The following is a 13,633-nucleotide window of genomic DNA, read 5'->3' as shown; positions in this document are numbered from 1 at the left end:
TTGATACCGCTGACGCCGAAAGCAAAAACGCCGCCAACCCGGCTGGGTGGCGGCGTTTTTAATGGTGGGCGTGGCAAGGATTGAACTTGCGACCCCTGCGATGTCAACACAGTGCTCTACCACTGAGCTACACGCCCATCCCTTGGGGTGACGGCCCCCTAATATCCCCGGCCACGCTTGGCAACCCCTTCGCGGCGGATGATGTCGTTATTGTTGGCTCGACCGGCCAGCGCGGCCGAACAGATTGTCGACCTCGCGCACGAGATCCTTGAGGTGAAACGGCTTTGACAAGAGTTTGGCCTGCGGCACATTTTCTTCGGCGCGCAGCGACACGGCGGCAAAGCCGGTGATGAACATCACCTGCGTTTGCGGCGCGACCTTGGCGGTATGCTGCGCAAGCTCGATTCCATCCATTTCGGGCATGACGATGTCGGACAGCAGCAGGTCGAAGGTTCCCGAATCGATGTAGGGAACCGCGGCGGTGCCGCGATCGACGGCGGTGACGTGATAGCCGGCGCTGGTCAGCGCCCGCGCAAGATATTCGCGCATCACGTCATCATCCTCGGCCAGAAGAATACGAATCATATGAAAATCTGTCCCCTGGTCGCTCGATACGGCCGGTTCCGGTCGACCCTATCCTTAATTCCACGTCTGCCATAGCGGCAGAGATTTAACAAATTGACTTGGCGGTGCTGGATTCGTCGCGCTTTTTTTGCCACCCATGGTCCATGCTCTCCCGCGTTCCCCCGTCGACCGCCATTGCCGTCGACCGCCCTCCGGCCATCGGTCCGGTGGTGGTGTCGGTGCCGCACGCGGGACGGATCTATCCCCTCGAGATCCTGGCAGCGGCGCGGGTCGGGAAGGGCGATCTGGAGCGACTGGAAGATAGTTGGTGCGATTTGATCGCCCGCGGCGCCGTCGATGCCGGTGCGACTATCGTCCAGGGTCTGTGGGCGCGCGCCGTCGCCGACTGCAATCGCGGCGAGGGACAGATGGCGCCGGGCGAAGTCGCGATGCCGCTGCGCGCGCAATTTTCGGCCCCGGGGCGCAAGGAGCGCGCCGGCCTTGGCGTCGTCCCGACCCGGCTGGCCGATTGCGGGCCGCTCTGGAAACTGCCGATCGATCAGGCGGCGCTGAAATGGCGGCTCGATTCCTTTCACCGACCCTATCATGCAGCACTCGCGGCGGCTTTGGCGGCGGCGCGTGAGCGGTTTGGCTACGCCATCCTGCTCGATCTGCACTCGATGCCGTCAATTCCGATTGGCCAACCGGGTCATGGCGCGCGGATCGTCGTCGGTGATCATTTCGGGGTGACGTCGGCGGGGTGGCTGGTTGACCTGGTGCTGGAGGCAGCCGAACGCCTGGACGAGCCGGTGTCGCGCAACCAGCCCTATGCGGGCGGGCATATCATCCGCACGCATGGCAATCCGGGACAAGCGATTCACGCGGTGCAGATCGAGATCGACCGGCGCCTTTATCTGACGCCCGACCGCGGGCCCGATACCCCGCGAATTGCGACAATGGCGCAATGGTTTGCTGACTTGGTGCGCGCGGCAGCGCGCGCACGTACGATGCCCGACGCCAATATTCAGGCCGCCGAATAAAAAACCACCCCGTACCGAAGTACGAGGTGGCCAGGGTCCAGGGAGGACGCGCCACGCCAAAGCTGGCGGGACGCTGGCCGCGGTGGAAAGGGGGAAAACCACGGCGGCGTAGAACAAATCTAGGGTGTTGTGCGCCGACTTACAAGAAGCGACGGTGCAGAATCTGCAATATGCGAAGAAATTGGTCGGGGAGAGAGGATTCGAACCTCCGGCCCCTGCCTCCCGAAGACAGTGCTCTACCAGGCTGAGCTACTCCCCGACCGATCTGCGCGCCGACCGGGGTCGCCGCGAAGGCAGGGCGGTCCTCTAGACGCGCAATCGGCGAACTTCAAGCGCCAATCGGCACATTGATCTGGATTGCCGCAACTAGAGCATTTCGGCATTTCGAAAACTGAAATGCCCGTCTGCGACGAATATCAGATGATCGACCAGCTCGATGTCCATCGTGCGCAGAAAATGCGCCGTTTCCTGTGTCGTCCGCGTGTCGGCGGCGCTCGGGCGGGGATCGCCCGAAGGGTGGTTGTGCGCCATGATGACCGCGACGACCCCGCTGCCGGTCAGGCCGCGCCAGCAGCGCGGGGGGATGATGCAGCGGCTGGCGTCGTCGCCACCGGTGCGTTCGACGCGGACGAGCCGGTCAAACGCGTCAAACCCCGCCAACAGCAGCGTTTCGCGATCAGCAACGAAATGCGGACGCAAAAGATGCCGCGCGATGTCGTCTTCGGCATCGCAATCGACATAGCCCCCCATTTCCGGGGGACCGGCGGGCGGGTCGATGGGGGCGAGCAGGGTCATGGAATATGCCATGCGCGTCGCGTGCGGGCTCGCCAATCGACGACTGCGCCGCATTGGACCCTTTCTGCGCGCGTCCCCGTTGTGCCCTTGTCCGCATGGCGCGCGCGGCCTAGCAAAGAGCGACCAAAACGGGAGCGAGTCTTGTCTGAGTCCGTCCACTATGAACTGCAATATCTCGATCTGATGCGCCGGATCTGGGTCGAGGGCGACGAGCGGGTCGATCGCACCGGGGTCGGCACGCGGTCGCTGTTCGGCGAAACGATGCGATTCTCGCTGAAGGACGACGCAATTCCCTTGCTGACGACCAAGCGTGTTTATTGGAAAACGGCGCTGCGCGAGCTGTTGTGGTTCCTGACCGGCGATACCAATATCCGCTCGCTCGTGTCACAAGGGGTGAAGATCTGGACCGACTGGCCGCTCGAAAAATATCGCCAAGCGAAGGACGAGGCGATCAGTGCCGAGGATTTCGAGGCGCGGATTATCGCCGATGACGCGTTTGCGGCGCAATGGGGCGACCTTGGACCCGTCTACGGCCACCAATGGGTCAACTGGCCGCGCTATGAACCCGCGGGCGACGGGCTGTTTCGGCGGGCCGATCAGGGACACAACCAGATTGCGGCGCTGATCGAGGGTTTGAAGACCAATCCGGGATCGCGGCGCCACATCTTTACGGGCTGGAACGTCGCCGATCTCGGCCGCATGGCGCTGCCGCCGTGCCATATGACCTATCAGTTCCACGTGCGCAGCGACGGCGGGCTGTCGTGCCTGTTGTTCCAGCGTTCGTGCGATCTGGGGCTGGGTTTTGCGTTCAATATATTCGAGGCCGCGCTGCTGACGCGCATGGTCGCTGACCAGTGCGGCCTGCACGCGCATGAGCTGGTGTGGACGGGGGGTGATGTCCATCTCTATCTCAACCACGCCGAACTGGTGGAACAGCAAATGGGGCGCATACCGGCGGGCGCGCCAAAACTTCTTATCTTGCGCCGTGCTGACAGCATTTTTGACTATAATTTCGATGACTTCGCGGTCGAAGCTTATACACCGCAGGCGCATATTTCGGCACCGGTCGCGGTTTGATCGCTAGCGTTGCATTCGCATGGCGATCGAAATAATATGTCGCCACGCTGAAATATAACTAGGCGCTGATTCGCGCCGCAATGGGAAGACGATATGCCCGAAACGGATCGACGCCCGGCGAGTAACCTGCCGCCGCTGTCGCTTCATATCCCCGAACCGCGCTATCGCCCGGGCGACACGCCTGACTTTGGCGATATTGTCGTGCCCGCGGTCGATGCGACGCCGCGGCCGTCCGAGGCGACCAAACCCGATGCGATGCGCGAGCTCTGCTACGGCTTGGTTCGCGTGCTCGATTTCGACGGACAGGCCAAAGGCCAGTGGGATCCGAAGCTGAGCCCCGAGCGGCTGCGCACGATGCTGCGCTACATGATGCTCGTGCGCGCCTTCGACGACCGCATGTTCCGCGCCCAGCGGCAGGGCAAGACCAGCTTCTACATGAAATGCACCGGCGAAGAGGCGACATCGGTCGCCTCGACCATGGCGCTCGATCGCGGCGACATGTGCTTCCCGAGCTATCGCCAGCAAGGCATTTTGATCGCGCGTGACTATCCGCTGATCCAGATGATGAACCAGATTTATTCGAATCGCGGCGATCATCTGCTCGGGCGCCAGCTGCCGATCATGTATTCGGCCCCCAAGCATGGGTTCTTCAGCGTATCGGGTAACCTCGCGACGCAATATCCGCAGGCGGCGGGCTGGGCGATGGCGTCGGCTTCCAAGGGCGACAGCCGCATCGCGACGGTGTGGTGCGGCGAGGGGTCGTCGGCCGAGGGCGACTTCCACTCGGCATTGACCTTTGCGACGGTCTATAACGCGCCGGTCATTTTTAATGTCGTCAACAACCAGTGGGCGATCTCCAGCTTTTCGGGCTTTGCCGGCGGCGAGCGCACGACCTTTGCAGCGCGCGCCGTGGGTTACGGGATTGCCGGGCTGCGGGTCGATGGCAATGACCCGCTTGCGGTCTATGCCGCGACGCAATGGGCCGCGGATCGCGCCCGGACGAATAGCGGGCCGACACTGATCGAGCATTTCACCTATCGCAGCGAAGGGCATAGCACGTCGGACGACCCGAGCGCCTATCGCCCCGCCGACGAAGCCTCGGCCTGGCCGTTTGGCGATCCGATCGCGCGGTTGCGCCAGCATCTCGAAACGCTCGGCGAATGGGATGGCGAACGGCACGAAGCGCAGCGCGCCGAGCTGGAAAATTTGGTAAAGACGACGCAGAAGCAATCAGAAAAGCTCGGTATTTTGGGGCACGGCATGCACCAGCCGTTCGAGACGATGTTCCAGGACGTGTTCGAAGACATGCCCTGGCACCTCAAGGAACAATGCGCGCAGATGCTCGCCGAACAGGAAGCGAAGTTCGGCCCCGACTGGAAGCCCGAATGATGAGCGCCGACACGATGACTGCGACCAAGACCATGAACATGATCGAGGCGATCAACAGCGCGATGGACGTGATGCTCGAACGCGACAGCAATGTCGTGGTGATGGGCGAGGACGTCGGCTTTTTCGGCGGCGTGTTCCGCGCGACTGCTGGATTGCAGAAAAAACACGGGAAAACGCGCGTTTTCGATACGCCGATCAACGAATGCGGGATTATCGGGGTCGCGGTCGGCATGGGCGCCTATGGCCTGCGTCCGGTCCCCGAAATCCAGTTCGCCGACTACATATACCCCGGGCTCGACCAGCTGGTCAGCGAAGCGGCGCGGCTGCGCTATCGCTCCGCGGCTGATTTCATCTGTCCGATGACGGTTCGGACGCCGTTCGGCGGCGGCATTTTCGGCGGCCAGACGCACAGCCAGTCGCCCGAATCGATCATGACGCATATTTGCGGCGTGAAAACTGTGATCCCCTCCAATCCTTACGACGCAAAAGGCCTGTTGATCGCGGCGATCGAGGACAATGATCCGGTCGTCTTCCTCGAACCCAAGCGCATCTATAACGGTCCGTTCAGCGGCTATTATGACCGCCCGGTCGAGCCATGGTCCAAACACGCGGCGAGCGCGGTGCCCGAGGGGCATTATCGGATCGAGCTTGGGAAGGCCGCGACGGTGCGCGAGGGCGAGGCGCTGACCGTGCTCGCCTATGGTACCATGGTCCACGTCGTGAAAACTATTGTGGAAGAATTGAAGGTCGATGCAGAAATCATTGATCTTAGGACGCTTCTTCCGCTCGATATCGACGCGATCGAGGCATCGGTGAAGAAGACCGGGCGCTGTCTGGTGATCCACGAAGCGACGCGCACCTCGGGTTTTGGCGCCGAACTGGCCGCGCTGGTACAGGAACGCTGCTTTTACCACCTCGAAGCGCCGGTCGAGCGCGTCACCGGCTTTGACACCCCCTATCCGCACAGCCTGGAATGGGCGTATTTCCCCGGTCCGGTCCGCATCGCGACCGCGCTGACCAAGATTTTGAAGGACTGACGCCAATGGCCCGCTATTCATTCCGTCTGCCCGACATTGGCGAAGGTATCGCCGAGGCCGAAATCGTCGCCTGGCACGTGCGTGTAGGCGAACGCGTTGAGGAAGACGCGCAGCTGGCCGACATGATGACCGACAAGGCGACCGTCGAGATGGAATCGCCGGTCTCGGGGATCGTCGTCGAGCTGGCCGGCGAGGTCGGCGACCTGATTGCGATCGGATCGACGCTGGCGGTGATCGAAACTGATGGCGAAGGTGAGATTGATGCGCCGCCGGTGGACACCGCGGTCGAAGTGCAGATCGAAGCCGAAACTCCGGGGTCGGATTCCGAGCCTGAACCCAAGGTAACAGAGTTAACATCGGCCGCTGAGGCGCCGAAACCAGCCGAAAAGCCTTCCGAAACGTCAGCCGCTCCGGCGGCCCCGGCTGTCGCTGTCCACCACGACGCCAAAGTCCTTGCATCCCCCGCCGTTCGCGCTCGCGCGAAGGATTTGGGGATCGATCTGGGGCAGGTGCAGTGCGACGGCGACCGCATCCGCCATGCCGATCTCGACGCATTTCTGCGCTATAGCGGCGGGCAAGGCTATCACAGTCCCGGTGCCAGCCGCGCGCGCGCCGACGAGCCGATCAAGGTGATCGGCATGCGCCGCAAGATTGCCGAGAACATGGCAGCGTCGAAACGCGCGATCCCGCATTTCACCTATGTCGAGGAAATGGACGTCACCGCGCTGGAAGAAATGCGCGCCGATTTGAACGCCAATCGCGGTCAGCGGCCAAAGTTGACGATGTTACCTTTCCTAATTGTAGCGATTTGCCGCACGATTCCGCAGTTTCCGATGATCAACGCGCGCTATGACGATGAAGCGGGCGTCGTGACGCGCTACGGCGCGGTGCATCTGGGCATGGCGACGCAGACCGATGCGGGACTGATGGTCCCCGTGATCCGCGACGCGCAGGACAAGAATGTCTGGCAACTGGCGAGCGAAATCAGCCGATTGGCTGAGGCTGCGCGGACCGGAAAGGCGAAGGTTGACGAACTGTCGGGATCGACGCTGACGATCACTTCGCTCGGCCCGCTCGGCGGTATTGCGACGACGCCAGTGATCAACCGGCCCGAGGTCGCGATTATCGGCCCGAACAAGATTGTCGAACGCCCGGTTTTCGACGGCGACGACATTCGCCGCGCCAAGCTGATGAACCTGTCGATCAGCTGCGACCACCGGGTCGTCGATGGCTGGGATGCCGCGAGCTATGTCCAGGCGCTGAAAAAGCTGGTTGAGACGCCGGTTCTGCTGTTCGCGGACTGATAAGCCTAACCAACATCCGTTTGTGTCCAGCGTAGTCGAGACACGTCGAGGTCGTATATGCCTTCACGTGTCTCGACTTCGCTCGACACGAACGGGGTGGGTGTAGGTTTAGAGCCCCAGCCCGGCAAAGCTTGTCTGGTCAAACTTCAGCTTGAACGTCACATAGGCGCCCGAGCGCGAATAGCGCGCGTCTTCGAAATCGCGGTCGTGGAAACCCGCGAAATTATAGCCGAAGGTGATGTTCGCATTCTTCATCGGCGCCAGCGTCACGGTCGGCCCGCCCGCCCAGTTAACAGTGTCAGCATCGGTGCCGACGCGCACGGTTCCCGACGCGCCGACGTCGACATGCTCGCCGAGGTTGAAGCGGAAATCGGCGCCGATCAGGTTCGACCAACCCTTGACGTCATCAGCGCCGAACTTGTCGAAATTATAGCGCGTCCCCCAGAAGAAACCGAATTCGCCGCGTTCATACCACATACGACCCGCGTCACCGCGGCTTTCGCGGTCGCCTAGCGGCGTCCAGTTGACCGACAGGCTGTTGAGCAGGCGGCGGCTGGTCGCATCGCCGTCGATCGTCAGCGCGCCGCCGCCGATCGGGCCGGGCTGGCCTGCGATGGCGTCGCGAACCTTGTCCGAACGGAACTCGCTCTTGTTGAGCCACGAAATGGCGGAATTCGCCGGGCGGTGCGCCCAGCTCATCTCGAAATTGATGACCTCGGTCGTCGGGATCGTGCCGCTGCCGCTGGCTTTGGCGTAGGTGAACAGCGCGCCGAGCGCGCGGCCTTCGCCGAGCTGGCGGAGACCGCCCACCGTCAGCCCGTAGCGATTGGCGATTTCACCGTCGCGATATTCGGCGCGCCCGGTCAAGGTCCAGCGATCGGCGCGATAGGTCGCGCCGGTGCTGATCGCGAGGAAATCCTCGGTCAGCGTCCCGTTGTCACCAAGGAATCCGCCCGAAGCCACCGGCTGGTTAACATTGATAACATCGCTCGCTCGGATCCCGCCAAGGGTGCGATTGCCGTCGACCGACACATCGACCGACCAGCGCTCGCCGAGCTTCAGCGACTGCGACAGGCCATAGGCGGCAAAGCTGCGCGGACCATATTCGCCGATCTCTTGCTGGTTCGCGGTGGCGAGCAAGCGCGCGCCCGACCAGGGGGCCAGGTCGAACCCGAGCCGCGCGGTGCGCGCCTTGATGGTATCGCCGTCGGCGATTTCATAGCTGCCGACCAGATTAGCGTCGCGATGGATCGCAAAGCGCGCACCGAGACGGTGGCGGGTCGGGAAATCGATGCTCGCATCCTTGCCGCCCAGCGCAAATTCGGTCTGCGCGTCGAGTTCGAGGCGTTTTTCGAACAGCCGCTGCGTCGCGCCGAACTGGACGATGTTCGAACGGTTGCGCGTACCGTCCGACAGCCGGTCGTCGGCGTGGGTCAATCCGGCACGCGCCACCGTCGTGCCATTGTCATATTCGGCCAGCGCCCGCGCGGCGCGGCGACGGGCGCCGGTATCCAGATAGTCTTCCTGCCAAGCGCTGGCGGTCAGCGACAGGGTGCGAGCGGCGCGCAGCCGGGCATCGACCCCGAATTTGCGCGTGCCATTCTCGCCGCGGTTGAGCTGGCCCGCGCCAAAGCCGCTCTCGCGCTCGCGGACGTAGGCGAGGAAGTCTGCGTTGCTGCTGTGATGTTCGGCTTCGATCAGCCATGCCTTGGCGGTGCCGACCGCGGCATTGCCGCCATTAGCCGACTTGGCATCGCTGACCGCCAGTTCGGCGCGAACTTCGGTGTCGATATTCGGCCGATAGCGCGCGTCCACGCCGCCGAGGTTGGTCTTGGCGTTGCCGTCTTCGTCATGGATGAAGGTCGCGCCGACCCGCAGTTTTTCGTCATTCGACTGGTAGCTGACGCGCCCTCCGGCGTTGAGCACGCGCTGTCCGACGCCATCGACCTCATATTCGGCGACGATGAACTGCGGATCGAGATCCGACGAGCGGCTGAGCACCGGGCTGCGGAAGCGGATCGTGCCGGACAGATAGTCGATGTCATAATCGACGTGGCGCGTCATGCTGACACTGTCAACAATGCGCTCGCTGCGCAGGCGATCGCGCGTTTCAATGACGATGCGTTCGCTGTTGGGCAGGATATCGCGCGCGCCGAGCTGATACGGCCCGGTCAGGCCGTTGCCCTGGATTTCGTCGCGGCGGAACCGATAGGGGGTATCGGCGACGAACGCGGTCGCGGCGAAATTGCGGCCCCGATATTCGGCTTTGCCGCCGTTGAGCGCGCGCTGGTACCGTGCGAGCTCGGGCTCCGAAATGCCGGTCTCGATATCGCCGAACATCGCATAGAATTGCGGGCGCTCCAGGCGGAGGTAGAGCTTGCGCACCGACGCCGCATCGTAACGCGTCTCGTTGCGATCGGCATAGATGGTGTAATAGGCGCGCGGATCGATCACGCCGCCGAAGCGGGCGTCATCCTGCTCCTTGTCGCTGTCGTAGGCCAGCGTCATCAGCCATTTGCCGCGCACGCGGCCCTTGGCATAGAGCGCGAGGCGCGCATCGGCGTTCAGATCGTCGAGCGTTTCCGCAACCGGTTCCATGCGATCGTCGAGCGTGTTGTAGCCGAGCGTCCCGGCGGCAAAGCCGACGACGGTCCACGGGCGATCGCCCGGATCGAGCCAGGTTTCGATCGTCTGCTTGCGCACCACCTTGTCGTCGCGGAAGATGAAATCCATCGCCAGCGTGCCCGACGCGGTCGTTGGTTCGAGTTCGATGTAGGCGATGCCGTCATCGCCATCGATCTTCCAAAGCGGCTGGGCGCGCTCGAGCCCGGCGAGCTGGCGCGCCTGCTGCGCATCGGCCTCGACCGCCGGATAATAGGGGGCAGGGACGCTGAAATCGCCCGTCAGCCCGGCGCGCACGGGCTTGCCGTCGCGATCGGTCAGCCGCACCGCGATCACAGGGCGCGTAACGCCGTCGGCGACCAGCACCGAGCGTTCGCGTACCAGACTGGCCCGCATCGGCGTGATCGAATAGTGAACATCGCGCTCCAGTGTCTCGATGATAACGCCGTTCACATCCTTGACCTCGGCGATCAGGCGGTTTTCGCCCTCGCGAATTTCGAGCCCGCGCCACAGGCTGACCGCGACGCTGCCGTCGGCGGACTTGCTGGTGCCTTCAAAGGCCAAAGGATCGGCGGCCTTGCCATTGACGCGCAGCGTGACCGTCTGACCCGGCGCGTGCTTGATCGCGGCGCGGATCGCCTTTGAGCGCGGATTGTGATCGGTGGCGGGAAACAGCCACGCAATGCCGGGGGTTTGTCCAGCGAGCCAGTCGCGACCGGCCCCGGCGGCCTCGGGGTCGCTGAGGACCACCGGCGCGGCAACGGCCGCGGTTTTAGCCGCTGCCCGCGGCGCGCTGGCGACGGCGCGGAAATCGGCGCGCTTGAGCGCTCCGCCGCGGCCTTCGACAAAGCGCGAGATGGCACTGCCCGCGCTTTGCGTCGATCGGGCGCAATCGATTGCGCTGCGATCGAGCGGCAGCGTCGACGGATCGATCTGGACGACGTGGAGGCCGGGGCGTACGCCTTCGAAGTGATAGCGGCCATCTTCGTCGGTGACGGTGTAGCTGCCGTCCTGGAGCATCACGCGGACGCCTGCGATGCCGTCGGCCTTGCGCGGATCGACCGTGCAACCGCCGTCGGTGATGCGCCCGATGATCGTCATCCGGTCGCCAAGCTGGTCGCGTTTGATCGAGATCGTCGCCTCGGCAATGTTGCTCGCTGCACCGCGGTTATCGATGGCCGAGGCGCGGTTGAGCGCGTTGCCAGGCTGCGCCGAAACGATGACTTCGGCCAGATAGGTCAGCAAAACGGTCCGCGATGCGCCGATGCTGGGCACCACCACGCTGAATTCGCGGCCGTTGGCGGCGACATTGGCGGTCGCCCGCACGCCGTCGATACGCACGGTATCGGCGCGCAGGCGCATGCCGGGTGGCAGGACGTCGCTCACCGTCACGGCGCCGGTGTTCCGCCGCGCGTCGCGGTTCGCGACTTCGATGCGGTACTGGATCACGTCGCCGGGCACCGCGACCTGCGTCGAGGTCGTCTTGCGCAGCACCATCGGCAGGCCGGGCTGATCGACCGGAATATCGACGCGCACCGGGGCAGGGCTGTTCAGCGTGAAGGGATTGCCATAGCTGGCGCCGCTGATTTCGAATGGCAGGCCGTCGTCGGGACGGCGAAATCCCGCCAGATCGGCAGGATTCGAGGTCGACGGCGCGGTGAACGGCGACGGCGGCTGGACGATCAGGCGATAGCTTCCCGGCGCTACGAACGGGAAACGATAGTCGCCCGGCGGGAAATTATAGGTCGTGCCGCCCGAATCGGTGACACTCTGGCCGGTGACGACGCTGGAGGGATAGCTCGAGACCCCGTCGTCGCCGAAAACCTGCGCGGGCTGACCCGTCGCGGCGTCGACGATGGTGACGCGGCTGCCCGGAACGGGCGCGCCGTCACCGCTATCGAACACGATGCCGAAGGGATCGACGAGGAAGTTGATCGTCGCCAGCGCGACCAGACTGGCGTTCGCCTGGTCGGTGACGCGCAGCGACAGCGCTGCGCCCGGATTGACCGACAGGCGGCAGTCGCCCGGCGCGACGGCGGGTGGGACGCCGATAGTGTTAATAAACCCAACGAATTCACCGCTGTTGTTGGCCGTTTCCGTCAGCGTAATCTGCTCACGGTCGCCATTTTCAAGCTCGAGCACGACGTCGAGCGTGTCACGCGCCTGCGGATCGGCATTGGCCGATGCGAGCGTGACCCCGACGACGAGCATTTCGCCGGCGCGGAAATTGTCGGTACTTTGCAGCGACGCAGGGGCGGTCGCAATGCCCTCATAAACCCCGCTGAGCGGGATCGTGCTACTCGTGCTGCCCAGACTGGTGCTGCCGTTCGCGATGCCGCTGCCCAAGGCGTTGGCGATGGGGCCGCCTGCACGGCTGCACTGGGTCGGCGCGAGCGGCACCGATTTGTTGCCGCCGCCATTGGTCAGGCGGTACGTGGTAATCGTCGGCCGTTCGGGGGGCCGCGGCGCCACGGTGACATCGACGCGGTTCGACAGCGCCTGACCGGGATTCCCGTCATGCGTCCACTGCGCCGAAGCGGTGTTCGTGATCACCTGCGCTTCTGCCCGGGGAACCGCAGGCAGCAGGGCTGCCGCGACCAGGGAGGTCACAAGGCCGAAATATTTGGTTCCGAGCGCCATGATAGCCCCGAATGGAGCAGCGGGAGACGGTTTTTGGGCCGCACCCGCTGCTCTATCGGTTCTCCGATCAGTTGACCGTCGCGCGGAAGACGAGCGTGCTCGTGGCGCCCGCTGCGATCGATGCAATCGTGCCCGACACGTTGGGCGCGGTGTAACTGCCGCCCGCCGTTCCGTTGAAATCGCACGTGCCGCTGGGTACGGTACCGGTGTAGGTGCCGCCGAGCAGGATCGAACTCGGAATGTAGGTCAGCTGGCCCGGCACGGCATCGTTGATCACCACCGAGCTCGCAGCCGCGGCGCCTGTATTGGCGACGGCGATGCAATATTCGACAACTGCACCCGGGATCAGCTTCGGATTTGTCGTGCCGTTGAACGGATCCGAAATCACACGGCTGCTCTTGGCGACGGCTAGCGTCGCCGTTTGCACCGTATAGTCGTCATTGTCGCTGTGCGAACCATCGCGCGCGGCGTCGCCGGTCACGCCCGCGATGTCGGCGAAGACCGTGTCCTTGCCCGCCGTGTTGGCTCCGGTCGTTTCGGTAATCGCAGCGCCCTGGGTGCTCGCGGTACCGCCTTCGCGAGCGGTGGCGCGCAAGGTAACGCCGGCGACGGCGTTATTGGCGAGCCCCGCCGGAATGTCGGCGACGACGAACAGGCGGATCGCGGTATCGACGACCAGTTCATCGACGAAACCGGTGAGCAGGGTATCGCCCACGTCCCAGCTGCCAACCGTACCGGTTACCGTATTATCGCGGTAAATCCGTACGTTGGTGGCGTTGAAGGTGTCGGTCCCACCGTGCGCCGCCGTGCCGCCGACGATCTGCGACGCGACGAGCGCGAAATCGAGCGTTTCGTTCGAGCTGTTGGTCAGCTGGAACGTCGTGACGGCGTTCGTCTGCCCCGGCACGACGTTGGTCGTGACCGTGCCGACTTCTTCGACGAGCAGGTTGATCTTGCGGTCGACGGTGAAATTGTTCGACGCCGACTGCTGGCCCTGCGCAACGCCACCGACCTGATAGTCGACGGTGGCGGTATTCGTGATCGTGGTACCCGCGGTCGTCCCGGCAGCAAGTGCCGGGGTGGCGGCGAGACTTGAAATCGCCGCCAGACCGATGATGCCCACGGTGTTCAGCTTGCTGGTCATAGCTGAGCTCCTTGGCTTTGG

The 13,633-nt window shown here is 63.8% G+C and carries 9 protein-coding genes and 2 tRNA genes; 5 read left to right on the top strand and 6 right to left on the bottom strand.

Annotation, left to right across the window (positions count from 1 at the left end):
• Positions 1-62: 62 nt before the first annotated feature.
• Together FFS18_RS03865 and cpdR are read right to left on the bottom strand one after the other, a co-directional pair.
• Positions 63-137, bottom strand: a tRNA-Val gene (locus FFS18_RS03865).
• A 70-nt stretch (positions 138-207) separates the two neighbouring features.
• Positions 208-585 carry a cell cycle two-component system response regulator CpdR gene (gene cpdR, locus FFS18_RS03860; RefSeq protein ID WP_137869835.1) on the bottom strand — a complete coding sequence of 126 codons (378 nt, stop codon included), beginning with the start codon at positions 583-585 and terminating at the stop codon, positions 208-210.
• 143 nt (positions 586-728) lie between these two features.
• Here cpdR and FFS18_RS03855 point away from each other — a divergent pair, with 143 nt between their 5' ends.
• Positions 729-1,604: an N-formylglutamate amidohydrolase gene (locus FFS18_RS03855; protein WP_249340285.1), complete on the top strand. Its 876-nt coding sequence runs from the start codon at positions 729-731 to the stop codon at positions 1,602-1,604.
• 182 nt (positions 1,605-1,786) lie between these two features.
• Here the strand turns inward: FFS18_RS03855 and FFS18_RS03850 are convergent.
• Together FFS18_RS03850 and FFS18_RS03845 are read right to left on the bottom strand one after the other, a co-directional pair.
• Positions 1,787-1,863 (bottom strand) — tRNA-Pro (locus FFS18_RS03850).
• A 107-nt stretch (positions 1,864-1,970) separates the two neighbouring features.
• A complete protein-coding gene (locus FFS18_RS03845; RefSeq protein ID WP_171005222.1) occupies positions 1,971-2,399 on the bottom strand; it encodes a JAB domain-containing protein in 429 nt (142 codons plus the stop codon).
• A gap of 141 nt (positions 2,400-2,540) precedes the next feature.
• Between FFS18_RS03845 and thyA the strand changes: the two genes are divergently transcribed.
• The 4 genes from thyA to FFS18_RS03825 all read left to right on the top strand — a co-directional run bounded on the left by thyA (position 2,541) and on the right by FFS18_RS03825 (position 7,206).
• On the top strand, positions 2,541-3,476 hold the full coding sequence (gene thyA, locus FFS18_RS03840) for a thymidylate synthase (RefSeq protein ID WP_283214395.1): 936 nt from the start codon (positions 2,541-2,543) through the stop codon (positions 3,474-3,476).
• Positions 3,477-3,569: 93 nt separating this feature from the next.
• Positions 3,570-4,865: a thiamine pyrophosphate-dependent enzyme gene (locus FFS18_RS03835; RefSeq protein WP_137869833.1), complete on the top strand. Its 1,296-nt coding sequence runs from the start codon at positions 3,570-3,572 to the stop codon at positions 4,863-4,865.
• A 32-nt stretch (positions 4,866-4,897) separates the two neighbouring features.
• Complete coding sequence (locus FFS18_RS03830) at positions 4,898-5,902, top strand: alpha-ketoacid dehydrogenase subunit beta (RefSeq protein ID WP_137870054.1); 1,005 nt, start codon at positions 4,898-4,900, stop codon at positions 5,900-5,902.
• Between the two features lie 5 nt (positions 5,903-5,907).
• Entirely contained in the window at positions 5,908-7,206 is a 1,299-nt protein-coding gene (locus tag FFS18_RS03825) for a dihydrolipoamide acetyltransferase family protein (RefSeq protein WP_120216112.1), read from the top strand.
• Positions 7,207-7,314: 108 nt separating this feature from the next.
• Here FFS18_RS03825 and FFS18_RS03820 read toward each other — a convergent pair whose 3' ends face one another.
• Entirely contained in the window at positions 7,315-12,468 is a 5,154-nt protein-coding gene (locus FFS18_RS03820) for a DUF11 domain-containing protein (RefSeq protein WP_137869832.1), read from the bottom strand.
• Between the two features lie 67 nt (positions 12,469-12,535).
• Positions 12,536-13,612, bottom strand: coding sequence for a DUF11 domain-containing protein (locus tag FFS18_RS03815; RefSeq protein WP_137869831.1), 1,077 nt, complete (start codon positions 13,610-13,612; stop codon positions 12,536-12,538).
• Between the last annotated feature and the right edge of the window lie 21 nt (positions 13,613-13,633).

This window comes from Sphingopyxis sp. 2PD, from assembly GCF_005503695.1.
GTDB lineage: Bacteria > Pseudomonadota > Alphaproteobacteria > Sphingomonadales > Sphingomonadaceae > Sphingopyxis.
This window is presented reverse-complemented; position numbering and strand designations above follow the sequence as displayed.